The following is a 20,040-nucleotide window of genomic DNA, read 5'->3' on the forward strand; positions in this document are numbered from 1 at the left end:
AACCTAAGTACCTTGATGACGACGATTGTGTAAATCTATCCTACGACGGTCGCTTAGCTTATAACTAAAGCTTTTCACTTTAATTTGACTCCTTAGGTAAAATTATACTAGGGATTTAACTTACAATCCTATGGCTTGACCATAGGATCCACTTATTATGAGCTTTAAACTTGGATTCTACGATCAAGTCGTAGAATGACATATTTTCTTTCGGACTAACTATATCTGAAATATAAGAGACTATTTTATCGGTATCATAACTTCATTAGTACGTAAGAATGGTATTGTCCATGGTGGATTATACCCAGCTGCCTCAGGTTGACCGTCTATCTCGTAGCTGTTGGCTTTTATCCATGTTTTAAGTTTAGTCATATTGCTATCTATAGAGTCTTTGTCTAGGAAACCACTAAATGTAACTACCGCCATTTTAGTTTCAGGTTTCTCAACCAATTTGATTTTATCACTAGTTGGTTTTGGAGCATTTTGTAGAGTATATTGAGCCGGTAGTACAAAAGCTATAGTCCATGATTTATCGTCTCCAGCTATCATTACTGGAGCTGTCATCTGAATTTTTCGTGAAGATTGTTCTATTTTGACAGGAGCAGTCATTTGTATATCTTGTTTAGCAATGTTTGCACCAGTTATGTATCTAAACAAGTAGCCAAAACCTTTGTTGACAGCAGACTTATAGTCAGAGTCTTCGACAGTTACTTGAGCTTCAGTAAGAGGAGCATAAACTCTAACAGAGAAATTATCATCTGTCTTAATATTTGTATATTCAGCTTGAGGAGTATTATTAATTCCAACTATGCTACAAGATGATAATGCTAAAGCGGATAGTACCGATAAAGATTTTTTTAACATATCTTACACTCCTTAGAATTTGCTGTAAAAGATATCTATACTTATCATTATAAATCACAATATGGTTATCTAAGAGTTAAAGTTTTGTAAGGTTAAGTTGTTATAATTGTGCAAAACTTAAATAGAATAAGGTTTAAATATGACTAAATTACTCAAAATAATAGCGCTACTTGCTGTTATGGTAGGAGCCTCTTATGCTTCAGTTGAACAGCCACTTAATCTTTTGGTCGAAAGAGCTTCTTTGATGCAAGGTGTCGGAATATGTAAGCATAAGCTTAATAGTCCTCTATATGATGCAGATCAAGAGCTTAGAGTACTACAAAATGCTCAAGCTTTAGCAAAAAAGAATCATTTAGAATCTAACTCATTTCTGATTTTTATCCAATTACAAATGGATTTATCTAAGCAAATAGAAGATTATTATGCAAAAAATGCAACTCAGCAACAGCTTGAGCAACAAAGCTTAGATTGTTTGTCTATTTATCGAGATAAGATTAAAAAAGTTGATGAGCAACTCTATCCGTCGATAAGTCAAAATATTAATGAAATTAATAAAGATAAAGACTTAACTAAAAAGCTTAGTGAGCTTGTGAAAAAACAAAATATCAAAGGCATTCCTCAAAATCCAAACTATATAGAATTACTAGCAAATAGTTTGCAAAGTATTAAAAGTTCAATAAGTTGATTTAAAGAATTAAAAAGAGAAAATCTTAAGATATTAGTTATTTTTTATCCATTTTTGTCTTAAATCTAGAGTAAATGGATATTCTTAATTAAAGTATTTACTGTTAGCATTATTTTGCGTAATAATATCACTATGCTTAGTAACGGTAAAACTTATGTGTATAAAAACTAAATTACAAAACTATATAAAGAATATTTTCGACTGGAGTGAGTTTAGTGTAAAAAAAACGGCTATCTTTATTTTAATATCATTGCTTTTTTTCTATCCTATTTTATATGCTCATGCAATTTATGCAGATGATTTATATAGATTAAAAACAGGACAATTTCTATGGCTAGCTGATGGAAGACCTTTAGCATATTTAATTGCAAAAATTTATACTTTAACACATACGTATATTATTGATCCTACTCCTTTTAATTGGATTTTTGCCATTACAGTGATTGGGGTGTCTGCAAAAATCATTTATATATATTTTGAAAGTAAATATAAAGAATCATCATTCTTGTTAGCAAGCATATTTATAATTAATCCTTTTTTTATTCAAAATATGCTTTATAGGTTTGATAGTATAGGAATGTCATTAGCTATATTGTTCTGTATTTCTAGCTTCTGTGTAAAGAGAGAATTTTTTATTTTACGAATACTATTGTTACTTATTTGCATAAACTTTTATCAGCCTGCGAGCAATTTGTTTTTAGGATTAATGGCGATTGAAATAGTATTAATGTTCCATTGTAAATATCATACAAAGATTATTAGACAGAGTATTGTTAGTAATTTAGTTATATTTATTTTTGCTTCAGTTATCTATCTTTTTGAGAAGGCTTTGTTTCTTCATGTCACATCTGGAAGGACTAGCATTCTAGATATATCATGGTCGCTTCCATATAATTTGCTTAAAAACTATATTCATGCATTCGAGCCATTTTTATCATTTTGGGAGATAAATTTTATATTTATATTACCTGCGCTTATTTTGATGATTGTATCTTTATTCAAAATTATGTTTTATGATAGAAATATGAGACTAATAGTTGGCTTTATTATTGCTTTGCTATTTATCATTATCTCTTCGCTTGGAGGGATGGTATTACTAAAATATCAACTTGATTTTTTTCAGGTTAGAGTTTATATGTATTTTCCAATAGTAGTAATGTTTATTTATCTTATTACTAAATATAGCTTTAGTAACTTAGCTAAAATGGTTTTGATACCTATATTATTTGTATGTTTTATATTTAGTGCAAGAGTTGGTAATATACAACAGTTACAAACTGAGTTTGAAAAGCCAATATTCTATGGATTGACAGTTGATATTTATAGTATCGAAAATAAGTATAAGATTGAGAAATTTTATTCTTTAGGCCAAGTTCCATATTCTGCTTTTGTCTCAAATGAGTTAAGTTCAACTCCTTTTTACGGCTATATGACAAGGTATGAAGGAGATACTAAAACAAGACTTTTGGAATATGGTAATAATAAGGTTTCTTTAAAGTTTCAAGATAGTCCAGAATCTCAACGAGCAATATTTGATAAAAAAAAGCATGAGCTTTTATTAGTTGTAGATAAACCATACTATGATCTTTATATAGATAAAAAGTCTCATGAAGGATGGGTTATCTGGAAAACAGTTTGGTTGGTATAATTTTTAGGTGGCATCGAAGAATGAGTTGCTTTGGTAGCAAAAGTATAGAATAAGTCAAAACGCTAAGAATATCTTTTTTAAGGTTAGTTATTTTTTATCCATTTTTGTCTTAAATCTAGAGTAAATGGATATTCTTTATTCTTAGGCATTTGATGGTACTTGAACTGTTTAGAGCTACCTTTTTTATCTACAATAACTCTATTAGTCTCATTACTGTAAGCAGTATTACCAGTAGCTGATACAACAGGATCATTTTCAACAAGATCGCCTTGTGAATGATTGAAATCCCAGTATCTATTAATTCTACGTGATTCTGCTTCGTATGAGTTAACAGGGAATGTCTCATAACTTCTACCGCCTGGATGAGAAACAAAGTAGTTAAAGCCACCTATAGATCTATTATTCCATTTATCAACGATATCAAAAGTTAATGGAGTATCAACACCAATAGTTGGATGTAATGCTGACCAAGGCTGCCATGCTTTGTATCGAACACCACTGACATACTCGCCTTCAACATTTGTCTTTGATAATGGGATTTGTACACCATTGCATGTTACAGCATATCTTTCATCGTTAAAGTTTTCGATTTTCAGCTGTAATCTCTCTACAGAAGAGTCAACATATCTTGCAGTTCCTTGAGAGCTAGACTCTTCGCCTAATACATGCCATGGCTCTATCGCAGCTCTTATTTCGCAGTGCATATTGTTGATAGTAGTCATACCGTATAGAGGGAATCTAAATTCAAAGAATGGATCAAACCATTCAAGTTTAAACTCATAGCCTTCATCATTTAGGAACTGTACAACTTCTCTAATATCTTCTTTTACATAATGCTCTAATAAGAACTTATCATGTAGTCTTGTCCCCCAGCGTACTAAGTCATGCTTGTATGGTTTTTTCCAAAAACAAGATACCAATGCTCTTACTAATAGCATTTGTAGCAGTGCCATCTGAGAGTGAGGAGGCATATCAAATGCTCTAAGCTCCAAAATACCTAGCCTACCTGAGCTACTATCTGGAGAGTAAAGTTTATCGATACAAAACTCACTTCTGTGTGTGTTACCAGTAATATCAGTCAACATATGTCTAAACAATCTATCAACTAACCAGAATGGTACATTTGAGTCATCATCTGGTATCTGTGAGAAGGCTATTTCTAATTCATATAGATTTTCTAGTCTTCCCTCATCAACTCTTGGTGCTTGAGAAGTAGGACCAATAAATGCACCACTAAATAGGTATGATAAACCAGGATGATGTTGCCAAAAAGTTATCAAACTTCTAAGCAAATTAGGTCTTCTTAATAGTGGCGAGTCACTTGGCTTAGCAGCTCCTAGAGTGACATGGTTACCACCTCCGGTACCTGTGTGTTTACCATCAATTGCAAATTTCTCTGTGCCAAGTCTGCACTGTCTAGCATCTTCATATAATCCAAGTATATTATCACTTAGCTCTTTCCATGAGTGTGCTGGTTGGATATTTACTTCGATAACACCCGGGTCTGGGGTTACTTTTATTCTATCTGTTCTATTATCTTGAGGAGGCTCATAACCTTCTATAATAACAGCCATATTTAGCTTTTTAGCCGTTGCTTCTATAGAGGCTATCAGATCTAAGAATACTTCAGTATCATTTATTGGTGGTAAGAATATACATAGCTTATTATTTCTAATTTCTGTAGAAATAGCAGTTCTTACAAATGCACTGTAAGTATTATGAGGTGTAGTATTTGAGTTAATCTCTTTTGCTCTTTGCTCAACCGGTGTTATATAGTCGCCAAGGTTAGGGTATGATGCAAACAAGTCTGTTTCGACAGATTTCTCAATTTCGACATGAGGTTTAAGGATTAATGAGTCTAGAGGAAGTCTAAAGCCAAGCGGAGAATTACCTGCTAATAAGAACATATTTCCTCTTCTAAACTCCCATTTGGAGCTTATCCATTTTGTTTTACCAAAATCTAAGGGTAAGGCATAACCAACTTCTTCATCTAATCCAAAACTCAACTTCTCAGCTATAGTACGTCTTTCTAAAGGATCTTTGAGATTATATTTCATTGGGTCGACATCTACAGGAAGCTCAGCTTCTTTCATTATGTAGTAGATAGGATCTTCATAAGCAGCTATGATATTTTGATCGCTAACTCCCAAAATCAAAGATAGTGTAGATAGAAATTTTTTAGCATCAGCAGTTTTATATGGATATGATTTGCTCATATCTGCCAATAGTTCAGGATTTTTCCATACTGGATTGCCATCTTTTCGCCAATAAACAGTAGTTTGCCATCTTGGAAGAGGTTCTCCTGGGTACCATTTACCCTGAGCATGATGTAACAATCCACCATTAGTTGTAGATGATAATAATTTTCTAGCTAATTTATTAGCTAGTTCTCTTTTGTGTGGACCATCGGCCTCTGTATTCCATTGAGCTGATTCCATATCATCTATAGATACGAAAGTTGGCTCACCGCCCATTGTTAGTCGTACATCATTTTCAACTAGATCTCTATCAACTTTGAAGCCCAAATTGTAGATATCTTGCCATTGGTTTTCTGTGTATGGTTTGGTAACTCTTGGAGACTCAAATATTCTTGTGACCTTGTTCTCATAAAAGAACTCTGTTTCACAGACATCAGTAGCACCCTCGATAGCATGAGCACTATTGTAGTGAGGTGTACAAGCTAGTGGAATATGACCCTCTCCAGCAAACAGCCCACTAGTAGAATCTAGACCAATCCAGCCAGCTCCAGGTACATAAACCTCTGTCCAAGCATGTAAGTCTGTAAAGTCTTCTTCTGGTCCATTAGGTCCATCTAATGATTCAACATCAGCCTTTAGTTGTACTAAATAACCAGATACAAATCTTGCTGCAAGTCCAAGATGCCTTAGAACTTGTACAAATAACCAAGAGAAGTCTCGACAGCTACCTAGTTTCTTATCAAGTGTTTCTTTAGGTGTTTGTACACCTGGCTCAAGGCGGATAGTATAATCAAGAGTGTCGTATATTTTTTGATTTATTTCCACTAAGAAGTCTATTATAGGTTTCTTAGACTTATCTACTGATGCAACAAAGTCTCTTAATTCTTTTGAATCATCTTCTAACTCTAGATATGGTGCTAACTCTTTTTTCAAATCTTTTTTGTACTGGAAAGGGTAGTCCTTTGCTCCTTCTTCAACAAAAAAATCAAAAGGATTAATGGTAATCATGTCAGCAATAATCTCAACATCAATACTAAACTCATCAGTTCGTTCAGGAAAGACTAATCTTGCTAGATAGTTTCCAAAAGGGTCTTGTTGCCAATTAATAAAATGGCTATTTGGCTTAATTTTAAGTGAGTAAGATTCTATCGGTGTTCTGCTATGCGGAGCTGGTCTTAATCTTATTATATGAGGAGATAATGAAATTTTCTTATCGTACTTATATTGAGTTTTATGAGAAATAACTACTTTTAAAGCCATAATAAACCTACCTTTTATGCTTCTGTAATGAGATACATAGATAAAAATAATCATCTATATAATCTAATAATACATAATTTTAAGGATTTTATGAAAAGTAAGTTGGTTTCTAGAGATAAAAAAATAGATAGTATCAAAATAAAAAATATGAAAACCTAATTTACTATAAGCTTTCATATTCAATTGTCATGATTGGATATATGTTGAAATAACAAAGTTAAAATATGGTTTACTATCACCGTAAATTAAACTAATATATAGTTTCAACATCGATTAATCATTTGAAAAATTTAATGAAAATAATGTTCTCAGCAGATGGTATCTCTAAATCAGATTTAGAGAAAACAGCCGCTGTTTCAAAGTATGTTGACTGTGTTAAAATTGGTCATATTTTATGTTCAACTCTATCATTTAAAGAAATTCATCAATTAGTTGGCGATAAAGATATCTTTTTGGATTTTAAATTACACGATATTCCTAATACAGTTAAAACCGCAATAGAAAACTACTCAAAAGCTATCCCAAATTTTAAATACTTCACATTTCACGGTACTGCTAGTGATGAAATGGTCAAGGCAGCACTTATAGCAGATACTCAAGCAATACCATTAGCTGTGATTACTCTTAGTAGTGATGCTAATTTTGATAAGACAGAGAGTCTAGCAAAATTTCAGAGATGTGTGGATTTAGGTGTGGAAAACTTTATATGTCATCCACACTTAGTTGCAGATGTTAGAGCAAAATTTGGGGATAAAATCAAATTGTATGTACCCGGTGTACGACTTGAAAGTGACTTAAGTGATGATCACTTTAATGCTTTGACACCTAAAAAAGCTAAAGAGCTAGGTGTTGACTACATTATCGTAGGTAGACCTCTTCTACGTGCAGATGATATTGTTGAGAAGCTAAAAGAATTTGAGTGTTAAGATGCAAAATCAAGATCTTAAAAGAATAATAATCTCGCCACCATTTGGCAAATATCTTAAATTTACCGAAACCTCTAATGTTTATGGTTCTTTTACAGTTAATAGACGCTGGGGGCTTATCAAACAAGCTCTCAAAACTATCCGTAAAATAGATAAAAATGCTTGGCGTAATAAGATTGGTTTGCGTAATCCTGGGTTGGCAAATGCAAAGCCACCGAAAAGGTCGCAAGATATTATATCTTTGGCAGCATTAGAAATGTCAGACTGGCATAGTTTTGCAGAGACTTTAAAGTTACCAAAGTTTGCCAATCATAAGAATATTGAGATAAATATAGGTTGTCCTAACGCTAGTATTGTTGATTTTCCAGCTGAGCTAGCTCCGATATTTGCTGGTAGAAATATCAGTATCAAAATGCCACCAACTGTAGATCATAATGCTAAGATTAGAGAGTATCTTGCAGTAGGTATTACAACTTTTCATCTATGTAATACTATCCCTACAGATAAGGGCGGTATCTCAGGTTATCCCTTACATGAATACAGTTTGCCGGCTATCAAGAAAGCTAAAGAAGAATTTGGTGATAGTATTACTATAATTGGTGGAGGCGGTATTTATACTCTTGAAGATGCTAAAAAATATATAGATGCAGGGGCAGATCACTTATCTCTAAGCTCTATAATGTTTAATCCTATTAGAGGTAAAAAGCTAGTAAAAGAGATTGTCAGGAAGTTTGGCTTTTAATTTATGATTTCAAAAGTTATAGAGTTTACAAGGATTGGTATAATAGTTGTTGGTGGCTTTGTGGTCTCCTTTCTGTTTAACCAAAACTCTATAGAGCTACTGCACTATAATACATTGATTATTGTTATATCACTATCAGGACTCTCTGGATTAGAGGGTATATTTTTTAGTAAACAATCAGCAAAATCTTTAGGTAGGCAAACAAATCGACCTTACCAACTACAATCTGGTGTTAATAATTTATCTGTAGCTTTAGTTGCTAGTTTTGTTTGGTATATGCAATGGGGAATCTATGCTGATGCTACTGTACTACTATGTTGCTTAACCTTTTTTACTCTATCGGCAGTTATCCATACTTGGGAGTTTTTGACATCTAAGAATTTAACTAGAAAAAATGCTATGAGAGGAGTATTGATCTTAGGGTTACTAATTTGGCAGATACCTATTATATATAGTGCTCTGAATACTTATTCATAACCTTTCTTTTTAAGCAGTAGCTTATCTGTATTTTTATATGATTGCGGGGCAAAATCTCCCATCCATTCTTTAACTGCTTTGAAGTTCTCGATAAATGTTTGTTTATCACCATCAGATACTTTTTCAGCATTAGAGTTTACAAATTCAGCAAATTCGGCGATAGTTTGTTGTCTTTGCTTATCTGACATAATAATATCAGCATATAAGCCTGGACCTTGGCTAAAAAGTCTACCAACAATATTGAGTTCCATTTTATATACAGGGCTTGCTAGCTTTAGCATTTTTTGGATATCAACATTCTTATGTTTAAGAAATAGACCTAGACAGTAGACACTAAAATGCTCAATACCTTGGATAAAAGTCATAGCTTCATCATGCTCTTCGGCAGTCATTTTTTCGATACTAAAGCCAATTCTTGCTAGATCATCGATAAAGTATTGATACTTATCTTGCTGTTTACCATCACAGACTACAATTACTTGATTGTCGGGAGAGCTAATAGTTGGACCAAATATGGGATGTAGACCCACCACAGGACCATCATAATTAGCTAACATACTATCTAAAGGTTCTTTTTTGATACTAGTATAGTCAGCTAATATAGTGCCTTCAGAAAGATAGGGTATTGTTTTTTTGATAATTTCATCAGTTAAATATATTGGTACAGATAATATAACAATGTCTTGATTAACAAGTTTTTGCTCGGGGGTTTGCCAATCACTTTCATCAAAAATAGTTAGTGCATACTCAGGTAGGAATTTGCTAAAGATATTTTGAGTCATCTGACCCATTTCACCACTACCACCAATTATACAAATTCTTTTTTGCATTTAATTATCCTTTAAATTTGAGATAAATTATTTTTCTATCCATGATAAGGCTCTTTTTAGCCATTCATATGTGTTTTTAAGACTCTGTAATTCTTTCAGTATTTTTTTATGGTCATATAAAGATATGTTTAATATATTTTTTTGATCTTCACCACAAAGCTTATTAGTTTTTAACTTTACTTGTATATATGAAAAATCATTTGGTTTAATTTTTTTATTAAATATAGAAATCACATTGTTGCTAATATTTTTAGCGATTAAATCGTAGTCTTTTATATAACCACCCCTATATGCAGGAACATAAAATCCTTTTTCCTCAAAAATTTTTGCTATTAATGTTTCAAATTCTACGCTGCCCAGACAATCTAGATAGTTATAACAGCTTTTATCAATATCTTGACCAAGTATCTTTTTTATTGCTTGAATATTTCCAAAATTTTTAATTTCTCTAAATGTGCCAGAAGAGTAGTGTCTATTACACATTATACCAGCAAGAATTGATGGTATTTTAGCTAATTCTAATTCTTCGATAATCTTTATAGGTAAATGCTTTAAATATCCTTTTACATCTTCGTTATAAACAAATTGAACTTCTGATATAGGTTTCATAATATATATTTTTTGCTCATAAATAGATATGATAAAAGAAGTATCTAAGTTATCTGAACATTCAAAAAAATATTTTCCTTGAGATTTTGCGCTATTTTTTGCTAGAAAGCTTTCTCTATCTTTTGATTCAACCTCATAATTTATAAAAATACTAGGTGAATTAGAATCTAACACATATTTTTTGAAATCACGATTACCAGCACCACATTTTGAAAAAAAATATCTATTAACTTTATGTGACTTTTGCATTTTATACCTTAAAACTAAAAGTTACAGGACCATCATTTGTCAAAGACACTTTCATATCAGTACCAAATATTCCTGTTTGGACTTTATCATATTTATTCTTGAATATATCAACAAACTCTTTGAATTTTTCTTTTGCTATTTCAGGAGGACAACCACTACTAAAGCTTGGCCTATTACCTTTCTTTGTATCAGCAGCAAGTGTAAACTGTGGTACAAGAATTATCTCTCCATCAATATCTGCTAGAGATAAGTTCATCTTGCCTGCCTCATCTTCAAATATACGATACTTGATGATTTTATCAGTCATTTTTTCGAAGTTTTGGCAGGTATCTTCTTTCTCAACACACACTAGTGCTAAGATACCTTTATTTATATCAGCAACTTTTTGACCATCAACTACTACATTTGCGCAGTTTACTCTTTGTATGATACTAAGCATATCAATATATTGTTTTTGTTAAATCAATCCTTAAATTGTATCAAAAACATCTGTATACTCTTACAAAAATATTTGTTAAATAAAATCTCTAAATGAAAAAAATATTTCCTCTGGTTCTTTTTGTCGTTTTGTATCTTTTGATATGGGATGGACTAACTCTTTTGATTCATTCTCCCTATAGTATTTCTCCTGATACTGCAGAAAATATTATGTGGGGTATGCATCCAAGTTTAATGTATGATAAGCATCCTGGTTTAGGAGCACTATTCCTCAAGCCATTTGTATTACTTTTTTCACCATTATTAGCGAATCTATTGGCAACATCTATTTGTATAGTTGTTACATGGCTCTATGTATATAAGATAATGAGGCTATATCTTGAGTATAAAGAAGCTATCTTTGTTACCTTGCTATCATTATTAAGCTTTTTTTATATGGGAGAATTTTTTCTTCAATATAATCAAAATATAATACTGCTACCATTTTGGACAGCAAGTGCTTATTTTTTTATAAAAGCTATAGATTCTAATAGAACTATCTATTGGCTTTTAACTGCTTTAATAGTTGCTTTAGCAGTGTATGCTAAGTTTCAAATAGCTATAGTAGCAGTAGCAATGCTGGCGTATTTAATATTTAATTATAAAGCTTGTTACTCTAAGAATATTTTGTTATCAGCTATATTTGGTTTTGTATTACTAATACCAGGTATGGTTTCTTTGTATGAACTTAACTTTATCACTATACATTATGCGGCAGCTAGAGTTGCTGAGCCTAATTCTAGTATGCTTTTTAACATATTTAATGGCTTATTTGATAGTATATTTCAGCTACTTAATTTTGCTGTTGCTATAGTTATTCTTGTATATTTAGCTTTTAGAAAAAATATAATAAGAGTCTACTCTAAATTATCCAATAACCAAAAAGCTATAGTTTATATAGGAGTAACGCCATATATAATCTTTTGTTTATTAGAGATGTTTAATGGAGCATTACCAACAGAGTGGTTGGTGTGTGCTACAGCATTATTTATTCCAGCTATATATATATTATTTAGACTAAAAACTATTAATATTTCTCTATACAAGATAGCGGTATTTGGTTTAGTTGTGAATTTAATTTATTTTATTGCATTTAATATTAGTACCTTCACAAATAATAAGATAGAGCATAATAACATTGGCAATGGTATTGCCGTAGTAGCCGATAATTTAATTAAAGATAATCATTTAGCTTACCCAGAGTATGCATCAGGAAGCTGGGATTATGGACTTTATCTGACAGCATTTATGAGTAAGCATCCTAACTTTGTAAGAGAGTGGTACAAGTTAAGCTCTAAAGGCCCTATGGTTATGGTTTTCCCTGGCTGTGGTGGTGAATATGGTTATATAGATAATGATATCAAAACACTCGGCTATAAGGTTATATATAAGAAGTGCCAAAATGTGCAATTAGTAGATAAAATAAAACCTCAAGAGAAACCTTTTACGTTCTATTTTGTTGAGAAGTAAGCTTTCTTATATGCACCATAAAAATTATAACTATAATAATTACACATAAAATTGGTCCAAGTATAATAGGAACCTGTTTGTCTATATGTTGACCTAAGAATCCAGAAATAAATAAGCAGATTGAAGCGCCGATTGAGCCAGACATTATCAAGAAAGAAGACACTTTAGGACTTGAGTAATTAGCATTATTTATACCATAGCCTAGAAGTGTAGGGAACATCGCCGCACATCCAAATCCTAACACTACACCACCTAATATAAATCCATAAAGACTATCAGCAATCAAGAATATTATAAATCCTATCAAAGTAATAAATGAACTTATCATAATATAAACAGCAGGCTTAATTCTTGTAAGTACGAATAGTCCTACAATCAGTCTTGAAATGGCAATAATACCCCAAAATAAGCCGATAATAAGACCGACATCTGTGACTTTTAGATGCTTAGCTTCTTGTAAATATGGTGAGAACCAATATGAAACAATATATTCGATATATACATAAATCATTATCGCTAATGCAATCAGCACTACACTAAGATTTAGAAGTTTTGGTTTAGATGATTCGAGCTTGTTATCTACGTTATCAATTTTGATAGAACTTTTATCTTCAAATTTAGTCAAAAATATAATTACTAATAACACTAAGTATAAGCATCCCATGCCTATAAATACTGCACGCCATGAGAAGTGTTCAACTATATGACCACCAATAAAGGGTACAAATGCAGATCCTGCGCCAAAGAAGAAATTTAGAACATTTAGGCGCGATTCACTTTTGCCACTTTTAGAGTATGCTGCATGAATAGTCTGACTAACAGCAGGAACTAAAAAGCCTACACAAGTACCATTTAAAAGAGCGCACAAAGCATAGATATATAAAGGAAATCCTGCTGCTATGGTAAATTGAGCGATAAGGCCTATTATCAAGGCAATTAATAAGGTATTTCTGCAACCTAAAGAGCTCATTGTTTTTGAGCTTAAGGCGTTACCTATCAAGAGACCTAATATATTCAACACATCAATATAGACAATATGTGATACATTTACATGATAATGACTAGAAATCTGGGGTGATACTAGTCCTAATATAGCTCCAAAACCACCTGTAATAAAAGCGGCTATGAAACAAATACTTACGGCTTTTATTTTTAAGTTTTCTGGGACTATAAAAGTTGATAATTGATTACTTGTATTAATTGATGCCATTACTATACTCTCTGTTTTTTTATTCCCATATTGAACTAAGCTCATGTAGCTTGACAGTTATATCACTTTTATTAGCTACATTTATCTGTAATGTATTTTCTATTATATTAGAAGGATCAAATCGCATCGTAATAGACTCTTCACCTTTATTAACAAAAAGCTCTATACTAGTTGTATCTAAGAAAATATCTACACTTACATTTTGAGATGATATATCTACTATAGAAGCCTCTGTCATAATCTCCGAGAAGTTATTTTTTATAGTTAACTGATTATTTTGATAGCTAATATTAAAGACATGATTTTGATTAGTTTTTAGAAGATTTAGTTGCCATTGCTCTTTAGAGCTAAAATCTAAATTTAGTTCTATTAGATTTGAAGGCAGAGTAATATCTTGATCGAAGTTTCTGATTTCTATAGTTTTATTTCTAAGGTTTTTATAATTATCTATAGGATAAGATAAAAGCTTACCTTTGTTCACTCTAAGCTGTCTCATTAAGCTCATAGCACCTGCAGAATCTTCTTTTGCTCGATTTTTAAAATCTTCCCAACAGTTCATCCAGCCTATGGCATATCTATTACCATTAGCTTCGAAAGTTTGTGGAGCATAAAATTCCTTCGCTGAGTCTATATATCTAAGAGGAGTCTTAGGTATGAAATGTTTGCCATCAAAATCACCAATATAGTAATACGATTGATAATTAAAATCCTTTTTATCTTTAGTTTCAAATATTGACAAAATAAGAACATATTTACCATCAAGGTAAAATAGATCTGGACACTCTAATGTTCTACCCGAGAGAGTTTTCTCTTGAAATAAGATACTATGATAAACCCAGCTCTCACCATCATCAGATCTATACAGTACAACGCTTGGATATCCATTTGCATAGGTGCCAATAATTAGGTAGTAACAGCCAAATTTTTCATCAAACCATACTTTAGTATCTCTAAAATCATAAGAACAAAAATCTGGCTTATGATTTATTACTGTTTTGGGTTTTGAGAAGTGAATAGCATCTTTGCTTTTGATGAGATTTTGTTTTTCTATAAAAACATTTGGAGTGTTGTCTAAATCTTCAAAATGCTCTGTGTAAGTCAGAAAAAGCTCATTATTGACAACTGTAGCACTTCCTGAGAAGGCGCCACCAATATATCTATCATCAAGATCGTTTTGTGGGTAAATAGCAATAGGTAGATGTTGCCAATGTATCATATCTTCAGATACTGCATGTCCCCAGTGTAGCATTGGTGTATGCTTACCATAAGGATAATGTTGATAAAACATATGATATTTACCTTTGAAGTAAACTAAGCCATTTGGATCATTTAACCAAGCTTCTTTTGCAGTGAAGTGATATTGTAGACGCTCAGTATTTCTTATATTTGAATTATCATGAGAATGACATGATTGCCATTTACCGTGTTTTAGACTAAAGCAGATACCTCCCTGCTCAAGCAAAGAATCATCATACAGCCAACCGTTCTCTATACTTACATTTTGAGTATCACAAACAATTTTTAGAGTGTATTCTTTATCAGCTTCTAGTAACCACTCAATATGATAATACTTAGTTTTTAGTGTGGTTGTTTGGATTGGATGACATTCTACAACTATGTCATTGTGATAGAGCTTAAATTGCCCATGCTGATTGGTATTATAGTCAAAAGATATTACACAGTTAGTTTTGACATTTAGGCTAAAAGAATTTTCATTGAGTTTTGTTATAAGCATTTTCAAAACAATAAAGAAGTATATAAGAAAAGTTTAAGTGACTAAATATCTATAGTCAATTTATAATCATTAAAACAAAATTAGGCTTACTATTTTGCACAATGTGTTATAGATTATATTGTTATAAATTTAGTAAAGAGAATTGATTTTGATAAAAGATATAAAGGTAAGGCAGTTTTCGGTATTGTGGTTTATAGAGTTATGGGAGAGATATGCTTTTTATAGCTTCCAAGCTTTATTTATGCTTTTTATAACAGCTAGTCATATTAGTGAGTCACAAGGGTATCTAATTTTTGGGATATTTGCTTCATTAATTTATATTACGCCAACCATAGGTGGATATATATCTGATAAAGTTATCGGCATAAAAAATGCTTTAGTTACTGGTGCAATTCTACTGTTATTAGGTTATGTTGTATTAGCAATGTCTAATGATCTTAAGCATATTAGCTGGGCGTTATCATTAATTATTGTTGGTAATGGTTTATTTAAGCCTGCTCCAACAGCGTTAATTTCAAAGATTTTTAATGACAATCCTTCACAGTCACATTCAGCATTTACACTTTATTATATGGGTGTAAATATAGGGAGTTTTTTAGCAATAGCATTTACTCCTATTATTGCAAAATATACTAGTTATTCATATGCTTTTATAATTTGTGTTATTGGTATGATTTTAGCATTATCAAATTATGCTTGGCGTGCAAGATTATTAAAAGATATTGAACCAGAGAATAAAAAAATAACCAATAAAACTAAAGCTTTAGTCTCATTGGTATGTTTATTACAAATAGCTATTTGTTATGCTTTATTTCAGATGACCGATATATCTCTGTATTTGATAATAGTTGTCTGTTTATTAACTTTTTTGTACATGCTGAATGACGCAAAAAATACTTCGAGTAAAAAAGAAAAAATACTACAGATAATCGGTGTGATTTTAGTAATTGAAGCAGTTATCTATTTTATTATTTATAACCAAATGTTTTCTACACTAGTTTTGTTTGCTGACCATAATGTAAATCTTAATTTGATTGGATTTAATGTTTCTCCAGCAACTTATGCGGCACTAGACTCTTTTTGGTTAGTAGTTCTAAGTCCTATTTTGGCAATACTGTATAAGAAGAGTGTGAGTCATTTATCAATCCCTTATAAATATTCTATAGGTACAGTGATAGCTGGGATAGCCCCATTAACATTATACTTAGTGATTATGCTAACGCAGAAAAATGGCTTTATTGATGGTAATTGGATGATTATCTACTTCTTCTTTGGAGCATTAGCTGAATTGTTAGTTGCTGCTTTAGGTTTTTCTTTGATAGCGATTTATTTTAGAAAAGAGATAGTTACGCTAGGCATGGGCTTTTTTATGCTTGCATTAGCTTTTGGCGGCGCATTATCTGGTAAACTAGGTCAGCTTGTAGCTATGCCAGAAGGTAAGATTGATCCTGTTATGAGTTTAAATATCTATCAAAATTACTTTTTATGGTTAGGTGTAATAACTATCATTTTAGGTATCGTATATGCTTTGGTAGCTAGACTAGCTACTAGTATAGCCAAGAAGAATAACATTTCTTTAGGATAAAATAATAATAGTTTTATAGTCTATTTATAATCTCATCGGTAAACTCTATCGTAGAAGCTAAATTAGTTCCTTGAGTGTATATATCTGAAGTTCTAAAGCCATCTTCAAGAGTCTTATTGATAGCACTTGCAATAGCTTCAGCTTCTGTTACTAAGCCAAATGAATAAGAAAGCATTAATGATGCAGATAAAATCTGTGCAATTGGATTGGCTTTGCCCAGACCTTTGATATCGTAAGCAGAACCACCAGAAGGCTCATATAACCCAAAACCATCTTTATTTAGGCTTATAGATGGTACTAAGCCGATAGAACCTGGTAATACAGAAGCTAAATCTGAAATAATATCGCCAAAAAGGTTACCAGTAACCATAACATCAAATTGGCTTGGATTTAGAACCATCTGCATAGCACAATTATCAACATACATATGATTAACATTTACGTTTGGATAATTTTTAGCCACTTCATTGACAATATTTCTCCATAGCCTTGATGTATCTAAGACATTAGCCTTATCTACAGATGTAAGTCTATTTGAGCGTTGAGTGGCTCTTTCAAATGCTTGTACGACAATATTTCTAATCGTATGTTCATCATATTCAGCAATATCAGTTGCACATCTTACACCATGTTCATCTGTAAAAGTTCTATGCTCACCAAAGTAGATATCTCTAGATAACTCTCTAAAGATTTCAATATCTGCACCATTTGCAATACGACTATCCTTTAGTGGACAAGCTTCTTTGAGTGCTGGAAAAATCTGGCTAGGACGGATGTTTATATTAAAACCAAAGTGTTTTCTAAGAGCTAGGATACTATTAGCCTCACAGCCTTGCCATTTTTCTTCATTTTGAGCTTCAACAGGTCCGCCAACAGAGCCAAAAAGTATTGCATCAGAGTTTTTACATATTTCTAATGTTTCTTCTGGACAGTGGCTTTTATATTTATCATAAGCAGCACCACCAACAAGAGCTTCTATATAGTTAAATCTATGATTATATTTTTTAGCAATAGAATCAAGAACTTTGATTGCTGATTCCATTACTTCAGGTCCGATTCCATCACCTGCTAATATAGCAATATTTTTTTCCATTTTAGCCTCTTTGTGATTGTTCAAATTGTTTGATTATATCTAGATGTTCAATAAGATAAGTCATGTCATCAAGTCCTTTGATAAGGCAATCTTTACGGAAAGGGTCATAATCAAAATTATAAGTATCACCATCTGCACTAACCGTTTGCTCTTGTAAGTCAATAGTTATACTAAATTTTGGATCTTCAGCCTTATCACATAATTCTTTGACAGTATCTTTGTCTAATGAGATTAACAATAAGCCATTTTTAGCAGCATTATTGAAAAATATGTCAGAAAATGATGGCGCAATTATAACTTTGATACCTGCTTGAGTTAATGCCCAAACAGCATGCTCTCTCGATGAACCGCAGCCAAAATTATCTCCAGCAATCAAAATTTCAGAATTAGAATAGTCAGGGTTATTAAAAACAAAACTACTATCTTTTTCCTTTAAGTTATGGAATAAACTTTTACCATAACCATCTTTTGTCGTTTGAGTTAGAAAGTTAGCAGGAATAATCATATCTGTATCAATATCGCTTAGCCATAAAGGAATTGCGCTAGATGTTAGTTTTTTAAAAGCTTGCATTTCTTACGACTCCTTATAGTTTATCAACACTGCAAATTTTACCCATAACAGCACTAGCAGCAACTGTTTGTGGTGAAGCAAGATGGGTTATACTTCCTTTACCTTGACGACCGATGAAGTTTCTATTTGAAGTACTAATACACCTTTGACCTTCAGGAACTTTATCATCATTCATTGCCAAGCACATTGAGCAACCAGGCATTCTGAATTCAGCACCAGCATCAGCAAAGATCTTATCTAGACCCTCGGCTATGGCGATATTTCGCACTTGTTCTGAGCCGGGAACTATATACATAGTTACATTTTTAGCAACTTGTCTGCCTTTTAGAACATTAGCTACAGCACGCATATCTTCAATGCGGCCATTGGTACAACTACCAACAAATGCCCATTGAATCTCTTTACCAAAGATATTTTCATCGGCATTAAATTTAGTATAATCATAAGCTTGTTGAGCTAGCTTGTGTTGATGAGTAGGTATATCCTTCAAGCTTGGAATCTTAGCTGAGATACTGATAGCATGTTGAGGGTTTATTCCCCATGTAACCATTGGCTCAAGTCCTTCAATGTCGACCTTGATAGTTTTGTCATAGTGAGCATTTTCATCACTGATGAAGCTATTCCAATATTCTACAGACTTGTCAAAATCATTGCCTTGAGGCGCATATTTTTTACCTTTTAGATAGCTAAAGGTTTTCTCATCAGGAGAAACTAAACCAGCTCTTGCACCACATTCTATCGACATATTACATAGCGTCATACGCTCTTCCATAGTCATATCTTTGATCGCTTGACCAACATACTCGATGACATAACCACCAGCACCACCAATACCAATATTAGCGATTAGCTTCATGATAATATCTTTAGCCGTAGCTGATTTTGACGGCTTACCAACAAACTCTACTTTCATTGTCTTTGGTCTATATTGCAAAATACAGTTAGTAGCAAGTACATGTCCAACTTCAGATGTTCCCACCCCAAATGCCAAAGCACCAAATGCCCCATGAGTTGAGGTGTGTGAGTCGCCACATACAAGAGTTATACCTGGTAATGTAAAGCCAAGCTCTGGACCTATGACATGGACAATCCCCTGGTGTTGGCTTTCAAAATCATAAAAATCAATACCAAATTCTTTAACATTGCTCCGTAATTTCTCAACTTGAGCTTGAGCAGTTTTATCTTTCATCTCTAATCTATTGATTGGTGATGTTGATATACTATGATCTACAGTCGCAATAATCGATTTCGGATTATTGATAGGTATATTTAACTCTCTAATTTTATCAAAAGCTTGAGCAGATGTTACTTCATGCATAAGCATTCTATCTATATATAAAATATCAGGAAAGTCAGGTATATGTTTTACAACGTGAGCATCCCAGATTTTATCAATAATATTTTTTGCCAT

At 32.4% G+C, this 20,040-nt stretch carries 17 protein-coding genes; 7 read left to right on the forward strand and 10 right to left on the reverse strand.

Features of this window, described 5'->3' with window-relative positions; genetic code table 11:
- Positions 1–240: 240 nt before the first annotated feature.
- Positions 241–864: an SOUL family heme-binding protein gene (locus F3D57_RS04440; protein WP_150465335.1), complete on the reverse strand. Its 624-nt coding sequence runs from the start codon at positions 862–864 to the stop codon at positions 241–243.
- Positions 865–1,003: 139 nt separating this feature from the next.
- Here F3D57_RS04440 and F3D57_RS04445 point away from each other — a divergent pair, with 139 nt between their 5' ends.
- Both F3D57_RS04445 and F3D57_RS04450 read left to right on the forward strand, forming a co-directional pair.
- The gene (locus tag F3D57_RS04445) at positions 1,004–1,549 is read left to right on the forward strand and encodes a chorismate mutase (protein WP_150465336.1); all 546 of its coding nucleotides are present in this window, start codon (positions 1,004–1,006) and stop codon (positions 1,547–1,549) included.
- A 154-nt stretch (positions 1,550–1,703) separates the two neighbouring features.
- Positions 1,704–3,197 carry a glucosyltransferase domain-containing protein gene (locus F3D57_RS04450; RefSeq protein WP_150465337.1) on the forward strand — a complete coding sequence of 498 codons (1,494 nt, stop codon included), beginning with the start codon at positions 1,704–1,706 and terminating at the stop codon, positions 3,195–3,197.
- An 83-nt stretch (positions 3,198–3,280) separates the two neighbouring features.
- Here F3D57_RS04450 and F3D57_RS04455 read toward each other — a convergent pair whose 3' ends face one another.
- Positions 3,281–6,655: a DUF2126 domain-containing protein gene (locus F3D57_RS04455; protein ID WP_150465338.1), complete on the reverse strand. Its 3,375-nt coding sequence runs from the start codon at positions 6,653–6,655 to the stop codon at positions 3,281–3,283.
- A gap of 293 nt (positions 6,656–6,948) precedes the next feature.
- On the opposite strand from F3D57_RS04455, the gene pyrF reads away from it, so the two are divergent.
- From pyrF to F3D57_RS04470, 3 genes are read left to right on the forward strand one after another with little or no spacing between them, the layout of a single operon-like run.
- Positions 6,949–7,581, forward strand: a complete 633-nt coding sequence (pyrF, locus tag F3D57_RS04460; RefSeq protein ID WP_191092349.1) for an orotidine-5'-phosphate decarboxylase — start codon at positions 6,949–6,951, stop codon at positions 7,579–7,581.
- 1 nt (position 7,582) lies between these two features.
- On the forward strand, positions 7,583–8,323 hold the full coding sequence (locus tag F3D57_RS04465) for a HisA/HisF-related TIM barrel protein (protein WP_150465340.1): 741 nt from the start codon (positions 7,583–7,585) through the stop codon (positions 8,321–8,323).
- 3 nt (positions 8,324–8,326) lie between these two features.
- Entirely contained in the window at positions 8,327–8,800 is a 474-nt protein-coding gene (locus tag F3D57_RS04470; RefSeq protein WP_224728152.1) for a DUF6790 family protein, read from the forward strand.
- On the opposite strand, the gene tyrA is transcribed toward F3D57_RS04470, so the two are convergent.
- Genes tyrA through dtd form a run of 3 tightly spaced genes read right to left on the reverse strand, consistent with a single transcriptional unit; the run spans position 8,791 to position 10,927 of the window.
- On the reverse strand, positions 8,791–9,630 hold the full coding sequence (tyrA, locus tag F3D57_RS04475) for a bifunctional chorismate mutase/prephenate dehydrogenase (RefSeq protein WP_150465341.1): 840 nt from the start codon (positions 9,628–9,630) through the stop codon (positions 8,791–8,793). The genes F3D57_RS04470 and tyrA overlap by 10 nt on opposite strands.
- Before the next feature lie 27 nt (positions 9,631–9,657).
- Entirely contained in the window at positions 9,658–10,488 is an 831-nt protein-coding gene (locus F3D57_RS04480; RefSeq protein ID WP_150465342.1) for a hypothetical protein, read from the reverse strand.
- A 1-nt stretch (position 10,489) separates the two neighbouring features.
- Complete coding sequence (gene dtd, locus F3D57_RS04485; protein WP_150465343.1) at positions 10,490–10,927, reverse strand: D-aminoacyl-tRNA deacylase; 438 nt, start codon at positions 10,925–10,927, stop codon at positions 10,490–10,492.
- A gap of 92 nt (positions 10,928–11,019) precedes the next feature.
- Between dtd and F3D57_RS04490 the strand changes: the two genes are divergently transcribed.
- A complete protein-coding gene (locus tag F3D57_RS04490) occupies positions 11,020–12,435 on the forward strand; it encodes a glycosyltransferase family 39 protein (protein ID WP_150465344.1) in 1,416 nt (471 codons plus the stop codon).
- Here F3D57_RS04490 and F3D57_RS04495 read toward each other — a convergent pair.
- A complete protein-coding gene (locus F3D57_RS04495) occupies positions 12,410–13,645 on the reverse strand; it encodes an MFS transporter (RefSeq protein ID WP_150465345.1) in 1,236 nt (411 codons plus the stop codon). The two genes, F3D57_RS04490 and F3D57_RS04495, sit on opposite strands and share 26 nt — an antisense overlap.
- Before the next feature lie 19 nt (positions 13,646–13,664).
- Positions 13,665–15,380 (reverse strand): glycoside hydrolase family 32 protein, encoded by a 1,716-nt coding sequence (locus F3D57_RS04500; protein ID WP_191092350.1) that lies wholly within the window; start codon positions 15,378–15,380, stop codon positions 13,665–13,667.
- Between the two features lie 148 nt (positions 15,381–15,528).
- Between F3D57_RS04500 and F3D57_RS04505 the strand changes: the two genes are divergently transcribed.
- Positions 15,529–16,965: a peptide MFS transporter gene (locus tag F3D57_RS04505; protein ID WP_150465346.1), complete on the forward strand. Its 1,437-nt coding sequence runs from the start codon at positions 15,529–15,531 to the stop codon at positions 16,963–16,965.
- Between the two features lie 13 nt (positions 16,966–16,978).
- On the opposite strand, the gene leuB is transcribed toward F3D57_RS04505, so the two are convergent.
- Genes leuB through leuC form a run of 3 tightly spaced genes read right to left on the reverse strand, consistent with a single transcriptional unit; the run spans position 16,979 to position 20,040 of the window.
- Positions 16,979–18,058 carry a 3-isopropylmalate dehydrogenase gene (leuB, locus tag F3D57_RS04510; protein WP_150465347.1) on the reverse strand — a complete coding sequence of 360 codons (1,080 nt, stop codon included), beginning with the start codon at positions 18,056–18,058 and terminating at the stop codon, positions 16,979–16,981.
- A 1-nt stretch (position 18,059) separates the two neighbouring features.
- Positions 18,060–18,629 (reverse strand): 3-isopropylmalate dehydratase small subunit, encoded by a 570-nt coding sequence (gene leuD / locus F3D57_RS04515; protein ID WP_150465348.1) that lies wholly within the window; start codon positions 18,627–18,629, stop codon positions 18,060–18,062.
- Between the two features lie 13 nt (positions 18,630–18,642).
- Positions 18,643–20,040, reverse strand: coding sequence for a 3-isopropylmalate dehydratase large subunit (gene leuC, locus F3D57_RS04520; protein ID WP_150465349.1), 1,398 nt, complete (start codon positions 20,038–20,040; stop codon positions 18,643–18,645).

The organism is Francisella sp. SYW-2 (genome assembly GCF_008711475.1).
GTDB classification, from domain to species: domain Bacteria; phylum Pseudomonadota; class Gammaproteobacteria; order Francisellales; family Francisellaceae; genus Francisella; species Francisella salimarina.